This window comes from Novipirellula aureliae, from assembly GCF_007860185.1.
GTDB classification, from domain to species: domain Bacteria; phylum Planctomycetota; class Planctomycetia; order Pirellulales; family Pirellulaceae; genus Novipirellula_A; species Novipirellula_A aureliae.
The window spans coordinates 126,495-150,404 of the sequence record NZ_SJPY01000010.1; the positions used below are offsets into that span (position 1 = coordinate 126,495).

At 52.4% G+C, this 23,910-nt stretch carries 14 protein-coding genes; 6 read left to right on the forward strand and 8 right to left on the reverse strand.

Annotated elements, in window-relative coordinates; all coding sequences use genetic code 11:
• Positions 1 to 27: 27 nt before the first annotated feature.
• Positions 28 to 2,760 (reverse strand): type I DNA topoisomerase, encoded by a 2,733-nt coding sequence (gene topA, locus Q31b_RS25360; RefSeq protein WP_146602470.1) that lies wholly within the window; start codon positions 2,758 to 2,760, stop codon positions 28 to 30.
• A 336-nt stretch (positions 2,761 to 3,096) separates the two neighbouring features.
• On the opposite strand from topA, the gene Q31b_RS28690 reads away from it, so the two are divergent.
• Both Q31b_RS28690 and Q31b_RS25370 read left to right on the forward strand, forming a co-directional pair.
• Positions 3,097 to 5,664, forward strand: a complete 2,568-nt coding sequence (locus Q31b_RS28690; RefSeq protein ID WP_197172330.1) for a hypothetical protein — start codon at positions 3,097 to 3,099, stop codon at positions 5,662 to 5,664.
• A 300-nt stretch (positions 5,665 to 5,964) separates the two neighbouring features.
• Positions 5,965 to 6,513 (forward strand): Gfo/Idh/MocA family protein, encoded by a 549-nt coding sequence (locus Q31b_RS25370; RefSeq protein WP_231617841.1) that lies wholly within the window; start codon positions 5,965 to 5,967, stop codon positions 6,511 to 6,513.
• Here Q31b_RS25370 and Q31b_RS25375 read toward each other — a convergent pair.
• The 3 genes from Q31b_RS25375 to Q31b_RS25385 all read right to left on the reverse strand — a co-directional run bounded on the left by Q31b_RS25375 (position 6,394) and on the right by Q31b_RS25385 (position 11,780).
• Positions 6,394 to 9,846 carry a mechanosensitive ion channel domain-containing protein gene (locus tag Q31b_RS25375; RefSeq protein WP_146602472.1) on the reverse strand — a complete coding sequence of 1,151 codons (3,453 nt, stop codon included), beginning with the start codon at positions 9,844 to 9,846 and terminating at the stop codon, positions 6,394 to 6,396. The two genes, Q31b_RS25370 and Q31b_RS25375, sit on opposite strands and share 120 nt — an antisense overlap.
• Positions 9,847 to 9,852: 6 nt before the next feature.
• Positions 9,853 to 10,821 carry a deoxyhypusine synthase family protein gene (locus tag Q31b_RS25380; RefSeq protein WP_146602473.1) on the reverse strand — a complete coding sequence of 323 codons (969 nt, stop codon included), beginning with the start codon at positions 10,819 to 10,821 and terminating at the stop codon, positions 9,853 to 9,855.
• A 173-nt stretch (positions 10,822 to 10,994) separates the two neighbouring features.
• Positions 10,995 to 11,780 carry a DUF6655 family protein gene (locus Q31b_RS25385; protein ID WP_146602474.1) on the reverse strand — a complete coding sequence of 262 codons (786 nt, stop codon included), beginning with the start codon at positions 11,778 to 11,780 and terminating at the stop codon, positions 10,995 to 10,997.
• A 624-nt stretch (positions 11,781 to 12,404) separates the two neighbouring features.
• Between Q31b_RS25385 and Q31b_RS25390 the strand changes: the two genes are divergently transcribed.
• Positions 12,405 to 15,161: a DNA translocase FtsK gene (locus Q31b_RS25390; RefSeq protein ID WP_146602475.1), complete on the forward strand. Its 2,757-nt coding sequence runs from the start codon at positions 12,405 to 12,407 to the stop codon at positions 15,159 to 15,161.
• A gap of 256 nt (positions 15,162 to 15,417) precedes the next feature.
• On the opposite strand, the gene Q31b_RS25395 is transcribed toward Q31b_RS25390, so the two are convergent.
• Complete coding sequence (locus tag Q31b_RS25395; RefSeq protein WP_146602476.1) at positions 15,418 to 16,176, reverse strand: metallophosphoesterase family protein; 759 nt, start codon at positions 16,174 to 16,176, stop codon at positions 15,418 to 15,420.
• Between the two features lie 71 nt (positions 16,177 to 16,247).
• Entirely contained in the window at positions 16,248 to 17,006 is a 759-nt protein-coding gene (locus Q31b_RS25400; protein ID WP_146602477.1) for a metallophosphoesterase family protein, read from the reverse strand.
• Between the two features lie 249 nt (positions 17,007 to 17,255).
• Here Q31b_RS25400 and tsaB point away from each other — a divergent pair, with 249 nt between their 5' ends.
• A complete protein-coding gene (tsaB, locus tag Q31b_RS25405) occupies positions 17,256 to 18,050 on the forward strand; it encodes a tRNA (adenosine(37)-N6)-threonylcarbamoyltransferase complex dimerization subunit type 1 TsaB (RefSeq protein WP_197172333.1) in 795 nt (264 codons plus the stop codon).
• 6 nt (positions 18,051 to 18,056) lie between these two features.
• Positions 18,057 to 19,331: a phenylacetate--CoA ligase family protein gene (locus tag Q31b_RS25410; RefSeq protein ID WP_146602479.1), complete on the forward strand. Its 1,275-nt coding sequence runs from the start codon at positions 18,057 to 18,059 to the stop codon at positions 19,329 to 19,331.
• Positions 19,332 to 19,771: 440 nt separating this feature from the next.
• On the opposite strand, the gene Q31b_RS25415 is transcribed toward Q31b_RS25410, so the two are convergent.
• Positions 19,772 to 21,610: a UbiD family decarboxylase gene (locus Q31b_RS25415; protein WP_146602480.1), complete on the reverse strand. Its 1,839-nt coding sequence runs from the start codon at positions 21,608 to 21,610 to the stop codon at positions 19,772 to 19,774.
• 677 nt (positions 21,611 to 22,287) lie between these two features.
• On the opposite strand from Q31b_RS25415, the gene Q31b_RS25420 reads away from it, so the two are divergent.
• Entirely contained in the window at positions 22,288 to 23,658 is a 1,371-nt protein-coding gene (locus Q31b_RS25420) for an NAD-dependent succinate-semialdehyde dehydrogenase (RefSeq protein WP_146602481.1), read from the forward strand.
• A 21-nt stretch (positions 23,659 to 23,679) separates the two neighbouring features.
• Here Q31b_RS25420 and Q31b_RS25425 read toward each other — a convergent pair whose 3' ends face one another.
• Positions 23,680 to 23,910, reverse strand: coding sequence for a hypothetical protein (locus Q31b_RS25425; RefSeq protein ID WP_146602482.1), 231 nt, complete (start codon positions 23,908 to 23,910; stop codon positions 23,680 to 23,682).

Below are 23,910 nucleotides of genomic sequence, written 5' to 3' on the forward strand. Positions count from 1 at the left end.
GCGACTTCTTGAAGACCGTCTACAAGACTACCCTTTTTTGACTGTCCCTTTTTTTACAACGCCTTTCTTTTTGGTGGTTTTTTTCTTGGCCGCTTTCTTTTTCGTCGCTTTCTTTGCCGTCTTCTTTTTCGCTGCCTTCTTTTTCTTCTTTTTCTTGGTTGGCCCCTTCGCAGCTCGTTCGGCTAGCAGGTCGAGTGCCGCTTCGAACGTCATCTCTTTCGGTTCCATTCCTTTGCGCAACGACGCATTTGTTTCGCCATCGGTGACATACGGCCCGAAGCGTCCGTCCAAGATTTTGACCTCTTGTTCGGTGATTGGAGACGGCTTTTCGAACATCCGCAGCGGCTCTTTCGGTGCTCCGCGGCGACCTCTTGTTTTCGGTTGCTTCAGCAGTGCGATCGCTTCGTCAAAGGTGACTTCGAGTGGCGATACTCCGGCGGGTAAGGAGCGCGTTTCCTTTTCGCATTTCACGTAGGGTCCATAGCGGCCATCGAACGCTTGTACGGGCTCGTTGTTCTCCGGATTCACACCCAACGTGCGTGGTAGCTCCAACAACTTACAGGCCATTTCCAGCGTCAAATCGGCGACTTCCATGCCTTGCAACAGCGATTGATTTCGTTTTTCCTCGTCGTCATTTTCGCCGAGTTGGATATAGGGTCCGAAGCGTCCGACTTTGACGTAGATCGGCTTTTGTGTTTCGGGGTGGATGCCGATTGGTTCGTCTTCGACTTGGCTTTGCTCGATCAATTCGAGTGCCTTTTCCATGTTCATTTCGTCGGGGGCTAAGCCATCGGGGATCGAACCGCGTCGCTCGCCTTGTTCGATAAATGGGCCATACTTTCCGACGCGTACAAACACCTCTTCGCGATGCTCGCCTTCGGTGGGTGTGCCGAGCGAAAACTTCGCCGTCGTCCGTGGATCAATCTCTTCGACCTTGCTTTCGAGGCGTGGTTTCAAGCCGATCGGGCTGCCGGCCACATGTTCGAGCTTAGCGTCGCTACCGTCACCGAAATAGAAGCGTTGCAGGTATTCGAGTCGCTCCGCTTCTTTGCGGCTAATCGTATCGAGGAAGTCTTCCATTTGGGCAGTGAACTCGTAATCGACGAGCGGTCCAAAGTGCGTTTCCAGTAGACGAATAACGCTAAAAGCGGTCCAGCTCGGGACCAGCGCCGTTCCTTTTTTGTAGACGTAGTCCCGCTTTTGGATCGTGTCAATAATCGAGGCAAATGTACTGGGGCGTCCGATCCCTTTTTCTTCAAGAGTCCGGGTGAGCGCCGCCTCGCTATAGCGTGCGGGTGGCTGTGTCGTATGACTCTTGGGATCAAGCTGGTCGACCTTTAGCGAATCGTTCTCGTTCATCGCCGGAAGCAATCGTTCTTTGTTCGCCAATTCGGCTTCGGGATCATCGCTGCCCTCGACATAGGCACGCAAGAAGCCTTCGAACAGAATACTGGTTCCCGATGCTGTAAACACCGCTCCGCCACCTTCGATGGTAACCGCAATTCGTTGTTTCTTGGCGTCTGCCATTTGGCAAGCGACGGTTCGTTTCCAGATCAGTTCGAACAAGCGGTATTGGTCGCTATCGAGTTCCCCGCGAACCGCTTGCGGGACTTTGAAAGGGGTTCCAGCCGGCCGGATCGCCTCGTGAGCCTCCTGAGCGTTTTTGACTTTTCCAGCGTACACGCGGACGGTCGGGTGCAAGAACGAGTCACCATACTCGCTCTTGACCAATTCACGTGCCGCACCGATCGCCTCGTTACTGAGCGTGGTCGAGTCGGTACGCATGTAAGTGATGTAACCGTTCTCGTAGAGTCGCTGGGCTGCCTGCATCGCACGGCGCGCGGTGAAGCCGAGTTTTCGGTTCGCTTCTTGCTGCAGCGTACTGGTCGTAAACGGTGCTTTGGGTCGTTCGGTAAACGGTTTGACTTCGACGTTTGTGACTTTGAAATCGGCTCCACGAAGGCGTTCGGCCAGCTCGCTCGCGGCCGTCTGATCCATTTGCAGCAAATCTGGATTTTTTAATTTCCCATTGGTCGAATCGAAATCTTTGCCCGAGGGGATTTTTCGGCCTTCGACCGAGGTCAGAGTGGCGGTGAACGATTCGCCACGGACGGTTGCGAACGCGGCTTCCAAGTCCCAGTATGTGGCATCGTGGAACGCGATCCGCTCGCGTTCACGTTCAACGATCAAGCGAACCGCAACGCTTTGAACTCGTCCGGCACTTAGCCCACGACCGACTTTTTTCCAAAGCAATTGGGAGACGTCGTATCCGTAGAGCCGGTCCAAAATCCGCCGTGTTTCTTGGGCGTCGACGAGCCCCGCGTCGATTTGGCGAGGGGTTTGGATCGCGTGCTCGATCGCTTCCTTGGTGATTTCGTGAAAAACGAGCCGATGGACTGGCACTTTGGGCTTAAGAATCTCCTGCAAATGCCAACTGATCGCTTCTCCTTCGCGGTCTTCATCGGTCGCCAGATAGAGTTGGTCGGCACCCTTGAGGGCTTCTTTTAATTTGTTGACCTGTTTTTTCTTATCGGCTGGCACGATATAAATAGGCTCGAAGTCGTTATCCGTGTTGACGCCCAGGTAGGCCCACGGTTCTTTTTTGTATTTTTCGGGGACCTCTTTGGCGCCTCCCGGCAAATCACGGATGTGGCCGATACTCGCTTCGACTTGGTAGTCTTTGCCCAGATACTTCGAGATAGTGCGTGCTTTTGCGGGTGATTCGACAATCACCAAGCTCTTGCTCGTGCTTTTAGCCATTCAGAATTGATGCGGGTTGATGGGTGACTTATTGACAGAGTGAACATTTTTTAAGGGAATCTAGCCTTGACCCTGGAATTTAGCGGGCGATACGCTCTCTATCTTCTTGGAAACGAATCGCAAACGAATTACAAAATCCTGGATCTTCACTGGTTCTGAACCAGAGAGTTGGTCGAGTTGGGCAAGTTGTCAAGATCACTGATGTGACAACAGCGCCTATTTGAGTCACGAAAACACGTCATTTTGAAGAAAAAATCAAAAAAAACATTTTGCTAGACATTCACGCGGAATGCACGAAAAACGGCTTCTCCGCACCGACACGAGAAAGAATTGGTCATGAATAACAGTCCGTTTGAAATTTTTCGCCGAAATCTGAAGCCGCTGATGGTGGTCTTGATCGGTCTGGCGATGTTCTCCTTTGTGGTTCTGCCCGCGCTGCAGACCTATTTGCAGCGAAATCAAGGTGCCGGTGACCAAGTCATGGTGGCAACGTTTGACGGAAAGTCGTTCTCCGAATCGCGAGTCGCGTACCTGACCCGCAATCATGGATCGACCGTTCGCTTTCTACGTGAATTGGCCGAAGAGACGATTCGCCGCGGCGGGATGCCGAAGACCCCCGGATTTCGCTACGACGCCGAAAACAAACAAGTCACTTCGCTTGGCATTAGTGAAACGCCCGACGACCGCTTGTCCGTTCGCACGCTGCAGTTTGCAGCCGAAGCTAAAAAGGCAGGACTCGAACTCGACGATGCGGCAATCGGATCTTGGTTGGCCTCCTTCACCGACGGCATGTTGAGCGACGGTGAAATCGATGCCTACTTGATGGAAAGCACGCAAAACCGCATGGGGCGAATCCATTTGTACGAGCAATTGCGAACCCATTTGTTGGCCGATTTGTACCAACGAGCCGGCTTTGCCACCGTTGCGATGGGACAAATGCCGATCATGACGCCTGCCGAACAATGGCAGAGTTTTCTGAAACTCAACCAAGAAGCGACCGTCAACGTCTACCCAATCTTGGTACGTGACTACTTGGATGAAACCGACGACTCTCCAACGGAGTCCGAGATCAAAAAGGTTTACGACGAGGGCAAAGATCGCGATTCGAGCGAACAATCGCCTGAACCAGGCTTCCATCGTCGGTATTCTGCTGAGTTCGAATATCTCGCTGCTGATATCCAAGAATTCATTGATGAGGAAGCAGCAAAGTTTTCCGAAGAGGAATTGCGTGCTGAATACGAGCGGCGTCTGAAGGGCGGCGATTTCCAATTGCCTGAAGCGGAGGCTGCAGCCGATGCTGCCATGTCCGATGACTTGGAAACGGAAGAACCCGCAACGGAAGAACCCGCAACGGAAGACCCATCTGTTGAAGAATCAGCTGTGGAAGAATCATCTGTTGAAGAATCCGTTGTGGAAGAATCCGTTGTGGAAGAACCAGTAATGGAAGAATCATCTGTTGAAGAATCCGTTGTTGAAGAACCCGCTGTGGAAGAACCCGCAATGGAAGAATCATCTGTGGAAGAACCCGCTGTGGAAGAACCCGTTGTGGAAGAACCCGCTGTTGAAGAATCAGCTGTGGAAGAACCAGCTGTGGAAGAATCAGCTGTGGAAGAACCGGCTGTTGAAGAACCAGCCGAGGAAGACCAATCGAGAATGGATCGGTTTAGCTCCTCCAATGGCGTTCGTTTGGTTGCAATGCAGGACGAAGAAGCGACGGATAATCCAGCGGAGGAAGCCGAAGCGGAACAGCCCAATACAGACCAACCTGAAGCCGGGGCTGACGAATTAGAAGCTGAAACGGACACAGAAGCTGAAATGGACACAGCCGAAACGGAAGTTGTAGCCGAAACAGACGACACAGCCGAAACGGAAGACGTAACGGAAACGGAAGATGCAGCTGAAACGGAAACGGAACAGCCAAAAACCGAATCCTTTGAAGACGTCCGAGATCAGATCGCGAACTCATTAGCGGTCCCGAAGGCATTGAAGCGAATGGAAACGTCTGTCATGGAACTGGATTCAAAGATGCGTCGTTATTTCAACGAAAAAGCGATCTACGACAGCAACGCATCGATCGGTCAAGCTGGCGACGCGCCTGAGCCGCTCGACCTGAAAGCGATCGGCGAAGAACTTGGCTTTCGCTACGAAAAGATTGGCCCTTACAACACGATCTCGATTGCGGAACATCCGATCTCGAACTCGCTCGACGTTGGTTCTCAGGAAATGGAAATGCAACGAGGGCCCTCTTTCGCAACGATCATGTTCGGTGGCGTCACACGAACGGGACAGCAAATTCCGATGCAAGAGCTCTACTCGCCACTTCGCACCGTAGACGATCAAGGCGGAAAGATCTTTGTTTCTTGGAAGATCAACGAGACGGAAGCCTACACGCCCAAGTTGGAAGAGGTTCGTGAAGAGGTGATTGCATTCATTCGATTGCGAGAAGCACGCAAGTTGGCCGTAGCGGCCGCTGAGAAGATCTCAAACGATGCAAATGCCGAAGGCAAGAGTTTGATTGATGTGCTGCCGGAAGACAAACAGGACCAGGTTTTAACGGATCTAGGACCCTTTAGTTGGATGGATTCATTTGGTTTTCAAGGAGCATCGATCGGCAACGTGCCTGAACTCGATTCGGTGGGGGAAGCCTTCATGAAGACGGTCTTCAATACCGAGATTGGCAAGACCGGGGTCGCGCTCAATCAACCCGAGCGAGTCGTCTTCGTGGTCGAACCAACCGCCTTCCAGCCTGACATCGAAGCACTCAAGGCGCAATTCAAGAACCCTCGTGACCGAATCATGGCGATGTTCTCTGGTGGTGGTTCGGCCAATCAAATCATAACTGGCTTCTTCGAGTCTATCGATGAGCGAACCGGTTTCACGTTCACGCAAACCGACGAAGAGTAACCTAGCGGTGTCTCGCCAAGACACCGAATGGTGTTCTTGTCATTCATCGCGGGTTTGATTTCCGCCGGGCTCGTCCCGGCGAAATCAAATCGCTCTTCTAAGATTTTGTAAGAGCACCCCTACCGAAGTATTGAGCGCCTAGCCCGGATGATACGCAGACTGTTTTTCGAGCAATGAACGTAAACGCTTGAAGGCGTAGACGTTAGCAAAACAATTTGCAAGCCCATGAATCATCCGGGCTAATTCCACCTTGGCTCATGGCGAATCGATTGGTCCGAACGAAAACTTGGTGTCTGTGTCGTGGGCGTCAACAGTCGTGGAGCCGAACACATTCGTGGATTTCTCCATGATCCACGAACCGAGATTCGTGCGATCGTTGATCCGGATGAGGAGGTAGGCCAAAAAAGGGTTACTGAAATCGCCGACAAACAAGGCGTTCGGCCGGAGTTTTTCAAAGACATCCGTGATGCGTTAGAGATGAAGGGCATCGATATCGTCAGCTCGGCTACGCCCAACCATTGGCACGCCTTGATGGGAATTTGGGCGATGCAGGCTGGGAAAGACGTATACATCGAAAAGCCGATTTGCCACAACATACACGAGGGACAGGCCTTGGTTGCAACGGCAGCCAAATATGGTCGCCAATGCCAAACCGAAGCCGATGGGATGTTGAGTCGTGAATATCGAAAAGGTTTCGAAGTTCCCGCAGCGAATAAGGTTTCGTTTGACCTACTTCATGTGAACGTCACGCTGTGGGAACGGAATCGAGATGCCTGCCGCTCTGAACTCGTTAAGAATCATATTGTTGATTTCATGGGTGACCATCACGCGACGATCCAGGTTTGCTAGGTAGAACCGAACGACAAAGTTTAACGAACTGTCGCCAAAGGAATCAAAATTGATAACGGGGGCAGGGTCGTCCATGACATCGGGGTGCTCGTCGGTAATCCGAATCAGGATTGCTTGCACTTGTCTCGTATCGCTTTCATAGTCGACACCAATATTGATTGTCACGCGGTTGACGACGTTGGTTAGCGACCAATTGAGTAGTTTGTCGGTGATGAGCGTTTTATTGGGAACGATAAACTCTTTGCGGTCCCAATTCGTGACCGTCGTAGCCCGCATTTGAATTCGCGAGACAACGCCAGTGGTGTCATCGATCGTAACGATGTCGCCAACTCGTACAGGGCGTTCGACCAATAGAATCAAGCCGCACACGAAGTTGGCGACGATCTCTTGCATTCCAAAGCCCAAGCCGACCGATGCCGCAGCGAGCAGCCAACCAAGCTGGGTCCAGGGAATCCAAAGCAGATTGAGCACCGCAATGGTCGCGATTGTGATAACGATGTATCGAAAAATCGTTGTCATTGCATAACGAGCCCCGCTATCGAGCGAGGTACGCGAAAGGATCAACAGTTCCAAAAAACTCGGCAAATTCTTGGCGGCAAACATGGCACCGACGATCGTGACAATCACATACACAAGCGTTCGCAGCGAAATCTCTTCAACTCGTTCCCCTGTACTGACTTCAAAAAAGACCGCCCGGTCTAAAATATTGATTGCCGGTAGGACATCGCTCCAAACGTAGGCCAGGGAGAACAAAGTGATGGCCGCAGAGGTAACGTAGATCAATTGCCGCGTATTTCGATCAAGAGTCGGCAAATCAGCGGCCTCTTCTTCCTCGAGCTCAATCCCGATGTCACTGGCCAATCCTTCGCCAGCGGCATTCGGTGTCGCTGCTAACCTCTTTTCCCGTCGCTCAATGGCTTGGCTGCGGGCCACATCGCGGTAATGCAAACTCAAGGCACGAAACGTTAAGGCGGTCAGCAGAAGTAGTAGCACCAACATCAACACCGATGTCTGCAATAGCCGACCGAGCGAGAATGCGGTTTCTAAGTATCCCGATAACGCAAAGAGGGCAAACACGATTGGCAAGCCGGTCGCAACAAGCCATATCACTCGACGCCATCGATAAGAGACCGAATCAGGATGTTCGCGGCGAGCCTGCACATAGATCGGACTCTTCGGCGAAAGGATACAATGATGGAACAGCGCAGTCACCCCAAACAAAAAAACCGAAGTGATACGAGTCACGCTAATTCGCCATTGGACATCAGGACATTCGTGGTAGACGATCATAAGAAAAATCAAAATACCACCGACTGCCGTATACCATCGCAAGTGCAATCTTAGCAAGGAGCGGATCGCTTTGTCCCAACCAAAATGGCTGTCCGCTAATCCATTGTCGCGGCAAACATCCTTGATCAATTCACGCGATGCCACATAGATTGCCGTGACGACAAAACCCATTCCGAGGCCGCGAATCAGCGGATCCGTGCCGTTTGAGATCAGCAACAACCATCCAATGAATGCGAATACAATGGGCCATTGAAAGGCCAAAGCGATACTGTACCCTAACGATTTAGCGGTTGCCAAGAACGTCGCATGGAAGGTCGACGCCTCCGCCCCGGTCTCCAAAATCCCCTGCTTTAGTCTTGAACGATAGCCGATCAAACCGAGGGTCATCAGCAGCGCAAGGATCGATGAAATCGGTTGGTGTTTCGCACCAGCGATCAGATGTCGCCATACCGAAGACCAATGCGAGGGGTTCAGCAGCCAAGCGGACGCAGGAACAAGTCGTCCGATCTCCATGACAGAGAACGCCGGTGCGCTACGAATCCAGAACAAGTTTTGATCGACAAACTCGATGTAATCGTCGATGACCATTCGCAACTGCCGCCGCTGGGTATCCGCGTTTAGCATGATCTGCAATAGCGTATTCTGAGTATCGAGCGTGTCGATAAGCAGTTCTCGACGCTGGTCCCATAATTCGATTTCTTCCTGATTCGGGTTGGAGCCTTCGCCATCGTCGACTTGTAAAGATTCGATCTGCTCTCGAACATGGGCTAGGTCGTCTTCCAGTTCGAACGCATTGATCTGGTACTGCTGAGTTTTTTCTCGCAAGTCGGGCAAGGGGCGAAATTTCGTTCGCAACTCTTCGAATTCAGCCCGTTTCTCTCTTAAGATGATTCCGAGCGCATCGGTTAAGCCAACCGTCCCGAGGCGTTCCTGCGACGTTGTCTTTGCAGCTTTGACTTCCACAAAGCTTTCTTGAGCGTCCGCAAGCAGCTTCGTAGCTTCGGATAGCTTGCTGACCAAAATTTGATTTTGGCGGGCGATTTCAATATTCCGTTCTGCTAGCGGCAATAGCGGCCCGGGGGTATTGGAAAGTTTGGCGGTTAAATCATCGATCGTATTCGCAGCTTTGCTTTCCTGACGCTCCACTAATATCGCTTCGAGCTTCTTGGTCGTTTCCTTCAGCTGATTGGTTTTCTGATTTGCCAATTGAATTTGGAGTGGCAAAAGATCGGTGGTCGCGGCGTAGGCCCCTTGCTCGGCCACCAACTCTTGTTTTCTTGCTTCCAGCGATTGAAGTTGTGAACGAAGTAGGCTGATTCGCGTTTCCGTTTGAAGTGGCGTTTCGTTGGCTGGTGCAGATCGCGAGAGTTGCTCCTTGACCTGTTCCAATTTTTGATCGACCGCCAATTGCTCAACGGGGATTTCAGCGATTCGTTTTTGTCGGCGTGTCCGTTCGGCTGACCATTCGCCATCCGCTTGTACAGCCGACGCTAATTCCACTTTCTTGGCAGCTAACTGCTGTTTGATCACCTCAATCGACGTTTCTCCGTCAACCTCGAGAGTGGATGATTTTTGAGGCTTGTTGAGTTTGTCTTTGACCGCTTGGGTTTGTCCGCTAACGTCGTCCGCCATCGCAACAAACTTAGCTTGGTTCTGTTTGCTGGTCTCCGCCGCCTGGATATTCTGTTCGGCTTGGCGATAGATTTCTTGAAGTGAGGCCTTCAATGCATCATCCAAATCCGAGTTGCCTTCGACTTGGGCGGAGCCTTTCTTGATATCTTCGAGCGTGATCGCAGCGTCGGCAGAACGATCAGCACCAATCGTTTCGGGGCCATTTGTTTCGGGTGCTGGCGATTCGGAGGCAGGCGATTCGGAGGCACTGCGATTTTCCGTAGGCAGCGTCGCTTCCGGCGGGGGTTGCAATTCTGATCGCTGCGCCTCAGCGATCGTCCATGGCGGACCGCCTACGGCCATCACGCCGATGATCCAAACAAGAAGCGACGATTTCGAAAACCACGTAAGCTGACGCAAGCGAACGAACATATTGAATTACATTTCCATAACGTAAGCAAAGATCAACGGAGCGACGATCGAGGCATCACTTTGGATCATAAATTTGGGAGCTTCTGGTTCAAGTTTGCACCATGTGATTTTCTCGTTCGGCACCGCACCACTATAGCCACCGAAGCTAGTGACCGCGTCACTAATTTGACAGAAGTATGCCCACAGCGGGATGTCGAGTTTTAGGTCTTGCATCATCAAGGGGACGACACAAATCGGGAAATCGCCAGCAATCCCACCGCCTACTTGAAAGAACCCGATCGGATTATTTGGCGAGGTATCCTTGTACCAGTGGATGAGCCGTTCCATCTGCATCGTGCCCGAACAGATTGCTTGGTGGTTGGCCACTTTTCCTTCGTACACGCGAGCGGCAAAGATGTTGCCAAGTGTCGAGTCTTCGAAGCCAGGGACAATGACGGGAATGCCCGCATCTTTGGCGGCAGCGAGCCAACTGTTTTCTCGAGGAATTTGGTAGTGCTGGACCAAGTCGTCATCATCGAGCAGGTCAAACATGAAATCGGCAGGCATTCGCATCGCCTGTTCTTCCGCCGCCTTTTGCCATAGCACCAGCAGTTTACTCTCGATATGCCGCATCACGGTTTCAGGGATACACGTGTCGGTCACGCGGTTGAAGCCTTGATCGCGGAGTGCCACCTCGTCTGCGACCGAGAGCGCCCGCCAATCTTCGATGATCCGATACTCGTCATGAGCGACGAGGTTAAAGACGTCTTCTTCTAAATTTGCCGCCGTACAGGTGATGGCGTGAACCTTATCCCGACGGATCATTTCCGCTAGCGAAATCCCCAATTCCCCGGTACTCATCGCACCAGCGAGCGTGACCATCATTTTCCCATTGCCCTCGGCAGAAACGAATTGCCGATAACTCTTGGCCGCACTCAGCACTTCGCGAGCATTGAAATGTTTGAAATTTCTCTCTAAAAACTCAGATACGTTCACGGGATCAATCACTCGCGTTATTTGGGTCGGAATCCGAAGGGAGGATTCTAACGACTCTAGCAGTGATTCGCCAAGTGACCCGTGGCGTAGGCTTCCTGCGTGGGTGCGTGGCGTAAACTTCCAGCTTTGATGTAGAAAATCGCAAACGGGAAGCACACGCCAGATTTTGTTCCCTATTTCGTTATCCGGTTGCCGGACGGCAACTCGGCGATCTGAGTGGCGGGGGTGGAAGGCAGTGGTGCAGTTGCCTGATCAATCATTTTGACTGGTGCAGCCTTGGCAACGTTTGTCCCCGTCGACATAAAGCTACCGCCAACTCCGTTGAAACCGACCGCCCGTGATCGCTGATCCAAAACCGAACCGGACCGGAAAGGGCCGACGCCGAAGACGTAAGTATCGTTGTTATGCGTCAATGCGGTCGCTTCGCCACCGCCGCCGAGTGACATTCCAGTTTTCGCGTCGTAGCACGTCAGCCCAATTTTGGCGGTCCCCATTTGAGTTGCCCGCGATGCAACCTTGATTTCAGGCAGTTCGATGGGAAGTCCTGGAATACCAATCGCTGGAATACCCACGAAGCTTTCTTGTGAGTCCGTTCCAACACCGCCACTACGTGGTTCCAAAACGACATCGGCCTGATCGAGGGCGGGAACCAATTTCCCGCCTGAGCCGAGTACTTTCTGTCGTAGTGAGCTTACCAGGTAGCCTTTATCGACCGAGTCAAGGTATTTTTCATCAATGAATACGCTGTAGCCAGCCAAGTCTTCGAACTGGACATTCGAGAAAGCTCGATCGATGGCCGCCGAAATCAGAAGCTGTTCCGTCCCGGTTCGCGATGTATTGGAGGTGGTTGTCGAAGCACAGCCAACGCTGATCAGGACAGCTGCCCCGGCAAGCGAGTGAACTGCGCTGGAAAGCCAAGCGGAACGAGAATTTTCTGATTTTGCAGATGTTTTCGACATAAAAAGACCTGTTCGAAGGAGAGAAGCGTTTGATTGATCGGATTGTTAGGGTTATTTCGTCAAACTCGATGGGATGCATTGAGCAGAATGAACAAATCGGTGTACAAAATTCGGTTTGCTCGCACTGTTCATAAATTTGGAATCACCCGTAGTGGATCTTGTTAAAGATCCCCCCCGTATGCCAGCCGTCAGGATGCTGGGATCTTTGACAAGATCCACTACGTGACGATGCTGGGATCTTTAACAAGATCCACTACGTGACGATGCTGGGATCTTTAACAAGATCCACTACGTGACGATGCTGGGATCTTTAACAAGATCCACTACGTGACGATGCTGGGATCTTTAACAAGATCCACTACGTGACGATGCTGGGATCTTTAACAAGATCCACTACGTGACGATGCTGGGATCTTTAACAAGATCCACTACGTGACGATGCTGGGATCTTTAACAAGATCCACTACGTGACGATGATTCATACGGACAAGCCGCGGGTAGCGGTTGTAGGAATCAAGCCCGCTCTTTGTGGACGAAGCTTCGATCGGCGGTCGATACGAAAGACAATGGTTTCGTGCATCACTTCCATTCATCCCGTCCGATTCTCGAAAACGCTTCTTTCCCATGTCGAATCCCGATGATAACGCTCGCCAGATGAACTTGGTTCGGGATGTGATTGCGATCGCGTTGGTTGCCATCACATTGATCGCGGTCGTTTCGATTGTGACTCGCAATCCTGCTGATCCGATCGAGCCGCCGATTTGGCCGATCAGTGCTCTGTATTCGCCCGATAGCACGGTCTACCCGACCAATCCGAGTGTCACCAACGCTTGCGGTTACTGGGGTGCGCTGATCTCGTCGGCAATGTTCGATGCACTCGGCTTAGCGTCTGCGGTGGTGATTGCAGCCAGCGGTGGGGTGGCAACCGCGCTTCTTGGACGCGGGAAAGTGAACGCGCCGGTGCTAAGATCACTCGGTGGAACGATCATCCTGCTGGGGGCGGCGACGGCGTGTGGGCTATTGAGTTTCAAGATTGACGGGATGCCCGTCGTCGGCAATGGCGGCTATCTCGGTGCGATGGGGTCAACGCTCCTGCTCGATCATTTTGCACCCGCAGGCGCTTGGATTTTGTCGCTCACGATTTTGGCGGTTGGTCTTCTACTGACCACCGACTATGCGCTCGTGTATGCCGGGCGGGCAATTGTAGCTGGGGGGGCGAAGGTGTCCAAATCGGGGATCCGTCGGGCGGCCCAGGTTGTGCCCGTCTCGGTACGCCGTCGCCGAAAACCGTTTACGGATCTGCAAGAACCGATCCGAGTGGATGGTGACACCTGCGAGGTTGCTAGCACGGGTGCGATCGCCAATGCAAATGTTGCTGAGACCGCTGCGACTGCGAAAAATGACGAAGCAGACGAAAGTGGCGTTGTGGGCGATCACCTTGAAGAGGGGCCTCGAATTCGCTTTAAAGCTCCACGTCGCAAACACAAACTTCAGGGTGACGAAACAAGCGGCGAGTCAACGTCGGATCCTACGGCGACTGCGCCGGGATCCGTGATGGAAACGACCACTTCCAATCATCGCTCGGACGCTGACGCGACCGATCAAATCAGCGAGGATGTCGCCGAGCAAGAGGAGGACGAATCGGTCTATCGAGAGCTGGAAATCGACGATGAAACCGTCGCCCTCCGGGGCGATGAAGCGCATGAATTGCCTAGCCCGAAGATCAACATGCCCCGGCGAAAACGCAATGGGGATGCGAAAGCGGAATTGGATGCTGCGGTCCAGGAAACCAATCCGTATGATTCGGACGATTATCAATTGCCCAGCATTGAGTTACTCGAGCAAAGCGATGACATTTGTTACGACGAACAAATCCTAGATGCAAAACGAAAATCGCGGGTTTTGGAAGAAACGTTTAAGAGTTTCGGCTTCAAAGTGGATGTTGTTGCGGTCGAAACGGGGCCAGTCATCGCCCAATACGAAGTGGAACTGGAAGCAGGACTTCGGCTTAGCAAGATCACTGGGTTGGCCGAAGACTTGGCGATCGCTCTTCGCGTTCCAAGCGTTCGCATCGTAGCCCCAATCCCCGGAAAGAACACCGTGGGAATCGAAGTCCCCAACGAGACTCGCCAAGTCGTTCGACTACGTGACGTTATCGAAGAGTCGGACATACGCCGTTCGAAGATGAACATTCCCGTCTTCTTAGGGCAAGACGTCTCGGGGGCACCGATGGTCGTGGGGCTAGAGAAAATGCCTCACCTATTGATCGCAGGCCGGACCGGTACGGGCAAGAGTGTGTGTCTCAATGCGATCATCACTTCGATCCTGATGATGTGCCGACCCGATGAAGTTCGGATGCTGATGATCGACCCCAAGATGGTTGAACTCAGTGGCTATGGACGCTTACCCCATCTGATGCACCCCGTCATTACCGACATGCGCAAAGCGGAAGCGATCTTGGGTTGGGCGGTTGATAAGATGGAAGAACGCTATTCGTTATTGGCGAAAGCGGGCGTGCGTCATATCAACAGCTACAACGACTTGGGTCGCGAGGAAATTTTGAAGCGGCTCGAAGTGGATGAGAGCGATGGATCGAGCGATGTGCCAGACAAGCTGCCGTTCATTGTGATCGTTGCTGACGAGATGGCCGACTTGATGATGACGGCCGGCAAAGAGGTCGAAACGCATATCATTCGTTTGGCTCAGAAGAGTCGGGCCGTTGGAATTCACTTGATCTTGGCAACCCAGAAACCGACGGTCGATGTCATTACAGGCTTGATCAAAAGTAATCTGCCCGCGCGACTTAGTTTTCAAGTTGCCAGTAAGACCGATAGCCGCGTCGTGCTCGATGAAAACGGTGCCGACAAACTGCTCGGTAACGGCGACATGCTGTTTCTGTGGCCAGGCACCAGCACGCTGATTCGCGGTCAAGGGACCTACTTGTCCGATGATGAGATCGATAAGGTCGTAGAACACTGCAGTAGGGGCGAGCAAACCTTCGTCAATGAGTTGATGAGTTTGAAGGTCGAAGCGGATGGAGAAGGTGGGGATGGCTCCAAAATTGGAGATATCAAGAATCGCGACGAGCTTTACGAGAGTGCGATTGAAGTGGTGATCCGCGAAGGACGCGGCTCGCTTTCGATGCTGCAACGCTGCTTGGGAATCGGTTACGGCCGAGCCGCCCGGCTGATCGACTTTATGGCCGAAGACAAAATCGTTGGCGACTACAATGGCTCGAAGTCGCGTGAAGTTCTGATGACAATGGAACAGTGGCAGAAGATGCAAGGACTTGAATCGGAGGACGATTCCTCTGGGGAAAACGACGTCGACGATGAAGAGGATTCAGAGGAATACGAGGACTATGAAGAAGAGACTGCATGATGCAACGTCGTACGCGATTCGTTGCGTTGACTAATGTCACTCCGCTGGTTGATGTTTTGCGAGTGTGAATCTGGAAACAAGAGTGTGTGGTTGGGCGTAAAGCGAGCGAAGCATTCCGAGAGCAGATGAGCATTCAGTTTGATGCAGTCCTGCCTCGATGGAATTACCGTGCTGTACCGATCGAGCGAATCCTAAGCCCGATTGATTGTTAGAAACTTGTTTTTCCAAGTTCTACAACGTGAAGAAAATCAGCTTTTTACCGACCATCCCGCAATCGGTAACCCAGGAAATTATCCAGTTCTGGCTCGGCTTCGATCTCTTTGACCGTTTCTTCGATATCATATTCGACGCGGCGATATTCAATGGTTTCTTCATCATAGATGACGTAACAGCTTCGTGGATCACCATCGCGTGGTTGTCCGACGCTGCCGACGTTAACCATCAGGCGCAGTTCTGGATTGGATACCGAGTAGCCACCGACGATATCGAGTGGACGAATGAAGCGAAGTTCAGGAGTAAAAACTCCTGGGACATGCGTGTGTCCTTGGAAGCAGAGATGAGGGACCATGGAGAATAATTTCTCCATCTTCTTGCCGTTTTGGGTGTCTTCGGGGAAGACGTATTCGTTGGTTGGGCTGCGTGGTGAGCCGTGGACGAACAACACGCCGCCTTCGCGTACCGTGCGTGGCAAGTTGCACAAGAACTCCATCCGTCGCCGACTGGCGTCGGGGCCGTCCGAGCTGCTTTCAAGTTGCGTACGCGTCCAGAAAATCGCTTGTTCGGCGGCAATGTTGAAGCCTTCTGGATCGAACAAAGCACTGCTGTCGTGATTGCCGAGAACGCAAAACTCGAACTCCATCACTTGATCCAAACAGGCACAGGGTTGAGGTCCATAACCGACAACATCGCCTAGACAAACAATTCGGTCGACCTTCTGACTTTCCACGTCGGCAAGCACCGATTTAAGAGCGGCCAAGTTGCCATGAATATCACTTAAGATGGCGGTTCGTGTCACGATGAGTGCTCAGATTGGCGATTGGGAATACGAACAGAAGAAAAGGAATGGTCTGAGCGCGATCGATACAACTATCGTCCGTGCTTCAGCCGGTCCCCCAAGGCGTTTGCCAATTCGGCAACCGCGTAGATTTTTTCGGCTACCGAATCAATATCGTACTCGACACGCCGGAACGTAACGGTTTTTGCATCGGTATCCAAAATCACATAGCAAGCACGATTGTCTTCGTCACGCGGTTGGCCAACACTGCCGACGTTAATCATCGCTTTGGCTTTATCTAACTGATAAACGTGGTCACATTCCGAAGGCATGACAAATTCGCATTCGGTCGTAAAGACCCCAGGCAAATGCGTATGTCCCATGAAACAGTACTGCTCTATCTTTCCAAACAGAATTTCCATTTTGCGAGTGTCAAACACGTATTCGGGAAACACGTACTCGTTTGTCGGATCTCGCGGCGAACCGTGAACGAACCGGAATTCACCTTCATCAATCTGTCTTGGCAATTCGCCAAGGAAGTCCCAGCGGGCGTTGATCTGCTCGGCCGATCCGGGACCGTTATCCAATTGATCGCGAGTCCAATAGATCGCTTGCAAGGCCATCGGATTGAATCCCTCGGGATCGAACAGAGCGGCTTGATCATGGTTGCCCAGAATCGTCATTTTGGCTTGGCTCATGACGGCATCAAGACATTCGCAAGGACTGGGGCCATAGCCGATGATGTCACCGAGGCAATAGATTTCGTCGCATTGCATGCTTTGGATATCCGCCAACACTGCCGTGAGTGCGCCGTAGTTGCCATGAATGTCGCTTATCAACGCACGTTTCACGAAAACGTCCCTCGAAGTTGGGAGAGGTAATGGATGGTTGGAAGGATTGAACTGACATTGTAAGGGGAAGCGTTTTTTAACGGCAATCCCACTCACCCTAAGATTGTTGCGTTTCTTCTCGCTCGGTAGCGAGACCAATCGAGTGAGTTGGCCGAAAAACCTTGCTAAATTGGACTGGTGGCTTTGCGGCTGCCCTTAATTCCGTTAAAAAAACAGGCTTTCTATCGATCCTTACGTCCCCTGATTACATTGCCGCACCCCATAAGCCCTTCTGAAGCGAATCCTTTTGGCACCCAATTGGCCATCGAAACGACGGGGCGAGTCGGTTCGGTCGCGGTTTTGAGTGGTGGGATGGTCGTTTTTGAACAGCAAATCGGAGAGCCATCGGACAAACAAACCCGTACCGCATCTGAGATCGGACCGGTCTTGCAAGCGGCGTTAGCGTGTTGCCACGAGCAAGCTGAACCGCTGGCGTTTGTTAGCGTTGCGGATGGCCCAGGGTCGTTTACAGGTCTTCGTATCGGCGTCACGTCTGCGAAAATGCTCAGCTACGCTTTGCAGGTCCCACTGGTTGCCGTCAATTCACTTGCCGCGATCGCGGCGAACGTGTTCGATCAACAGCAAAAACGGATGGAAGATGGGGGCACGCTGGCAACCACGTTGCTAGTTGCCTGCGACGCCTATCGGGGGCAAGTGTTTTGTGCCACGTTCGAGAAGTCTCTACTGATGCCTGCCGTCGAGTGGGTTCATCCGTCTTGGTCGCCGCTTTGCGAACAAGTGGAAATTTTAGAGTCGGAGGCATGGGACAGTCAGCTTGCTAGGGTTGGTGCAACGGTTGACGGAGTTGCGGGCGACGAAAAGCCCTTTCGAAAATATCCCATCCGCCCGATCGAGCGAGTGCAAGCCGATGCGGTCGGTGTCGGCATTCTAGGCGTTCGTGCTGCTATGATCAGCAGATGGACCGACCCCTTTGCGTTGGTTCCGCGATATTTGAAACCGAGTGCGGCGGAAGAAAAAGCCGCCGCTTCCTTGAAACCTGAGTAAACAGCATTGAACGACTTTCACTCTGACGAACCGCAACGTCACCCAGACGCACGGGATTGGGCAAGCAATCAAATCAATCGCCTCAATGCACTCCTGCAAACCATTCAGCAACGCCCTTTCTACAAAGATCGACTTTCGCATGTCAAACTTCCGCTCGAGTCGATCTCCCAGATCGGAGATATTCCATTCCTAACAAAGGCGGACTTGATTCCCGCTTCGCCAAGTGAGCCCGCGAAGATTTTTGATTTGCCAATTCATTGTTACACCCGGCTGCATCAAACCAGTGGCACAAGCGGCCATCCCTTGTCCATTCTTGATGCACCTGACGATTGGCAATGGTGGTTGAAATGTTGGCAATACGTGTTGGACGCAGCCGACGTGACGAGTCGAGATGTTGCCATGATGGCGTTTTCATTCGGTCCCTTTATCGGGTTTTGGACGGCAAGCGATGCAATGATCCAGCGAGGTGTGTTGGTCGTCCCCGGCGGTGGGCTATCAAGCCAAGCAAGGCTAAAGATGATCGCAACCCACCGCTGCACGGTGTTGTGCTGCACGCCGACCTACGCATTGCACCTGATCAGAACCGCCGAAGAAATGGGGGTTGATCTGAAACAAAATCAGGTCCGACGAGTCATCGTCGCAGGGGAGCCGGGCGGATCGATGCCAGCGGTGCGAGATCAAATCGAACAGGCCTGGGACGCCAGAGTAATCGATCATAGCGGTGCGAGTGAATTGGGAGCCTGGGGCTTCGGCAGCGAAGATGGACGAGGGTTGCATGTGATTGAACCAGAGTTCATCGCCGAGGTTTTGGATTTCAGCGCAGACCCATGGAAAGGAAGGCCGGTTCCTGATGGTGAAATGGGCGAGTTGGTATTGACGAACTTGGGCCGAATCGGCGGTGCGGCGATCCGTTATCGAACGGGCGATATCGTTCGCGGTTACCGCAAACACGATTACCCATGCCCCTACTTATGGCTTGAAGGAGGCGTTATCGGTCGAAGCGATGATATGATCGTGATTCGCGGCGTCAATATTTTCCCCAGCAGCATTGAGGCGATCGTTCGAGAAGTGGAGCCGGCGGCCGAGTATCGCATGATCGCTAGCCGTTTCGAAGAAATGGATCAACTGAAAATCGAAGTGGAAGGAACCGAGCGATTAGCCAAAATGATTGCTGGTGTGCTTCGGGAACGCTTGGCACTGCGGATTGAGGTTATTGCGGTCAAGCAGGGCTCGTTGCCTCGCTTCGAAGCGAAATCACGTCGCTTGGTCGATCGGCGATAAGGGGCAATACTGTATCGCTTTCTAGCTCGTTAGGGTGTAAAAAAAATAGATTCCGCAATGGTGGAAGTGATGTTTTGTTTCCCTTCAACCTGATTGTCCACGTCATGGGACGCAGAGTCTGTAGCTCGTTTGGATTGAAACGTTTGTGTGATTCGTTGGGAAAACACTCTGCAAATTAGCTGTTCTGACGTTTGCACGATTCGTAGGATTCGTACGATAATTCACCTCACCGTGGCTAACGGCCTGCTGATTTAATCGGTTTGACTCGACTTATTGTTTAACGCCAAGCCATAGGCGACCGCTTACGGAAAAGCTGACGCCTTCGGCTAAGCGTTAAACGATTAAATCGACAGCCCGCTAACGGCAAAACGGCTAATGAATCCACCTGGTCAAACGGGACCGTGAATAGGACCGTGAATAGGACAGGTCGACCACCTGGCCTACAGGTACTTACTGATTGGCTCATTTCGGCTGGCTCGAGCGTCTACTTTCGCCATCGTTTGGGGATCTTCGATCAAGGGCGGCGCGTGCCAAGGCTTGGCTCGCGCGTCGATCAACAACGGGCCTCGACACCCCCAATGCTTGTCAACCGTTGAGGCTCCGATGCCCCCGATATCCACCGCTGGATCGCTTCGCGTGAACGTTGTCCAAAGCCAATTGTTGAGCGTCCGTGCCGCAAACTCACTGTCGTCGACCATTGTCATGATCGGAAAATCAACAAGCCGATTGTCCTGTTCAAGCCAATCGGCCAGTTTCTGCAAATCCTCGCGACGCTCTGGCGAGGCAAAATGCGGTGACGAAATTGCCAAGACACCTGGAAACACAATTCGCGGATTCGAAAACCCAGCGGGAAGAGAAAACTCACTCGGCAATTCTGTCGGCAATGATCGCACCGGGCGTCCTGTCGCCGCAACCACCACTTTCGATCCACGGTTCATTCCTGCTCCGCTATAGTCGAGTGTATCGATCGTTGTATTCGTATGGAAATGCAAATCACGTCTCCAATCGACTCGCTCGAGCACGTAGCGGATGAACCCTTCGATGTTATGAATGTCGAGTTGGTCGTTGGGGTCATCGGTAATCCAAAGATACTTGGTAAGCGATAGTTGGCCGTTGCCAAGGATCGCGTTGGCTTGAGTCAATAGCTCTTGCGGTTCGGTGTCTTCGTCTTTCAAGAACGGCATGTACCGTTCGCTTCCGATCGCCAACAACAATGGATGCACCCCCGCTGCATCAACGGCATGAACCGCTTTGACGCCGGGGATCACTTCCGGAATGATGGGGTCGGTCAACTCGTGAATCAATTGTCCAAACGTCGTATCTTCTTGGGGCGGACGCCCGACGACGGTAAAAGGCCAAATCGCACCTTCTCGGTGCCAAACCTTTTCAACGTTCAATAGTGGGAAATCATGTTGCAAACTGTAGTAGCCGAGATGGTCGCCGAAGGGACCTTCGGGTTTCCGCCGGGTAGGATCAATGGTTCCGGTAATGGCAAAATCGGCATCTGCATAGACGGGAGCATGATTCCCACGGACCATGCCGATCCGCCGGCCCGCCAAAGCACCAGCGAAGGTGAGTTCAGTCAACCCTTCGGGCAGCGGCATAACCGAAGCAACCGACATCGCCGGAGCACCGCCCACCGTGATCGCAACCTTTAATGGTTCGCCTCGGCTGAGAGCCGTTTGATGATGGACGCCGATGCCACGATGGATTTGATAATGCAATCCAGCCTCTTGGTCGGAAACGTAGTCGTTCCCTGATAGCTGTATGCGATACATCCCCAAATTGACTCGCATCAAGTTGTTAGGGTCCCTGGGGTCTGCACTGAGAACTTGTGGCAACGTCACGAAGGGGCCCCCGTCATCAGGCCAACTGTGAAGCATCGGCAAGTCAGATAAACGGCATTGATGTTTGCACACAAGTCCGCGTGAAACGAACTTGGGAAGCGTTCGCAGGGCCGTGATCGGGATGCCCGCATAACGAAAGGGCCGTTTGGCCAAAGCCGACGGATCGACCTTCACTTCGACGAGTCGCCGTACCGCTTCAAGTGTATGGCGAAAGAGGAACCTCGCTTGGTCGAGCGAGGCAAACAGGTTCGACACCATTGGAAAACGGGTACCCAAAACATTCGTGAACAGGATTGCGGGCCCACCCGATTGATAAACGCGGCGTTGGATTTCTCCCATCTCTAGATACGGATCGACTTCATCGGCGATTTCAATCAACCGCCCGTTGGACCGCAAATCGTTGACAACGTCTTTTGTGCTTCGGTGTTTCACAAGATTCTTCTAAGAGGGGGGGGAGGGTAAAAGCTCGAGTCAGCCGCTGACTATCGTTTTTGACACTTTTCGCTGTTCGCCATCAAGCCTAGCAAAAAAAATCGTACTCAATGAAATGAAACTCGGACGCCCGCGAATCTTCGAGTAGGAGTAGGAGTAGGAGTAGGAGTAGGAGTAGGAGTAGGAGTAGGAGTAGGAGTAGTAGTATCGCTGAAGGCTGAGCACGAGTACGAAAGTACCGTTTTTTCAGATCTTTGGCAGCAATCGGTGATGGCGTTTTAGCGAGAAACGTCAACGATTTTGCATCGTATTCCTGCGCAAACGTTCGCGTAACTCTCTAGCGTTTTGTCCAGATTTAACTTTGGGGGGTGCGGGATAACGTGACGGTGGCTTCCAGCCGCAGCATGCTGGGGCAAGATGCCGCAGCCACTCTTTTGCCAAGCCTAAAATCAAGTTATGACGCAGCACTAGGCCTATTACCGATCAAATGGCAACGAGGCAACTGGAATCAAGCCAACCATCATTGCTTGGCGTCTCGACATTGGCACAACAAGTGCAATGATTTCGAGTGCAGCGCTTTCAGTGCAATCAATGACCATTACAAACCATCTACCACCTCCCAAGTTTCTGCTATTCTGAGTGAATCAAGCAGAGCGACAATCCGAAGGATAGCCCTCATGAGCATCACCAGCATCAATCCGGCCAACAACGAAACGCTTAAAACATTCGATTCATTGACGAAAGAACAGGCCGTGGCTGCCATTGAGCGAGCCGACACGGCTTACCAAAGTTGGCGAGGCACATCGTTTGGTGAACGAAAAAAGATCATTATGACGTTCGCCAAACAGCTACGGAGCCGCGTCAGTGAGTTCGCTCGATTGATCACCTTGGAGATGGGTAAGCGGATTTCGGAGAGCGAATATGAGGTCAACTACTGTGCCGACATCAGCGAGTTTTACGCAAATGGTGCTGAAAAATTCTTAGCCGATCAACCGATGGATCTTGCGAATGTGGATGCGTACATCCACTACGAGCCACTCGGCGTGTTGTTGGGGGTAATGCCATGGAACTTTCCGTTTTATCAGGTGGTACGATTTGCAACACCGAATATCATGGCGGGAAACACGGTGATGGTGAAGCACGCCAGCAATGTGCCGCAGTGTGCCAAGGCGATCGCCGATTTGTTCGCCGAATGTGGACTACCCGAAGGCGTTTACACCCACTTGTTCATTCCGACTGAGTTTGTCGAAACAATCGTTTCGGATTCACGCGTTCAAGGGGTCTCGCTAACCGGTAGTGAACGGGCGGGCGCGTCGGTCGCTGCATTGGCTGGCAAGAATCTCAAACGGAGCGTCATGGAACTCGGAGGTAATGATCCATTTATCGTTTTGGAGGATGCCGACATCGAGGCAGCCATTGAATTAGCCGTCAAAGGAAGAATGGTAAACGCTGGGCAATCTTGCGTGGCATCGAAACGGTTTATCATCGTCGAACCGTTAGCCGAGCAATTCATAGCCGGTTTCAAAGAGCAACTGGCAAAGCTAAAGATCGGTGATCCGATGGACGAACAGACGACGCTTGCGCCCTTATCGACCGAACAAGCCGCCCAAAAACTGCTCGAACAGGTACAGGCTTCGATCGATGCTGGCGCGACAGTCCTTTTAGGGGGCGATCGACCGGACCGGCCGGGCGCCTACTTTCATCCCACCCTACTGACGGATGTCACACCCGGCATGCCAACGTTTGACCAGGAATTATTTGGTCCTGTCGCAACCGTCTACGTTGTAAAAGATGAGCAGGAGGCGATCGAATTGGCGAACCAATCGTCGTATGGGCTCGGTGGCTGCGTTTTTACCAAGGACGTCGAGAGAGGTCGCCGGGTTGCGGAACAGATTGAAACGGGGATGGTGTTCTTAAACCAACCAACCAAGTCACAAGCCGAGTTGCCGTTTGGCGGCATTAAGAATTCTGGCTATGGGCGTGAGTTGTCACACCTTGGCATTTTGGAATTCGTGAACAAAAAGCTCATTCATCTCGGCAAGAGGTAGGCTCGGTCGAGTCGTTTTCTTTCAAGCGACGTAGACCCGGCATCCACATCGTCGTTCGTCAAGCCACGTGGTCTTCACCCCGCGCAGTTGTGGTTGGCAAGGCAGTCGCATCGCGATCGCCATTTTCGGGCAGCCCCAATAAGGAAAGAGCTTCTCTTGGTCTCCAGCGAGTGCGCCCGGTTCGGGCCTCAAGATTTCAGTAATGCCATCGACTTGCTCGGTATGATTGCCGACCGAAATGTAGTAGAACAC

What these genes read in the sequence shown, in the direction of transcription:
- topA (WP_146602470.1), bottom strand. Translation starts at nt 2,760, where the DNA reads ATGGCTAAAAGCACGAGCAAGAGCTTGGTGATTGTCGAATCACCCGCA.
- Q31b_RS28690 (WP_197172330.1), top strand. Translation starts at nt 3,097, where the DNA reads ATGAATAACAGTCCGTTTGAAATTTTTCGCCGAAATCTGAAGCCGCTG.
- Q31b_RS25375 (WP_146602472.1), bottom strand. Translation starts at nt 9,846, where the DNA reads ATGTTCGTTCGCTTGCGTCAGCTTACGTGGTTTTCGAAATCGTCGCTT.
- Q31b_RS25385 (WP_146602474.1), bottom strand. Translation starts at nt 11,780, where the DNA reads ATGTCGAAAACATCTGCAAAATCAGAAAATTCTCGTTCCGCTTGGCTT.
- Q31b_RS25390 (WP_146602475.1), top strand. Translation starts at nt 12,405, where the DNA reads ATGTCGAATCCCGATGATAACGCTCGCCAGATGAACTTGGTTCGGGAT.
- Q31b_RS25420 (WP_146602481.1), top strand. Translation starts at nt 22,288, where the DNA reads ATGAGCATCACCAGCATCAATCCGGCCAACAACGAAACGCTTAAAACA.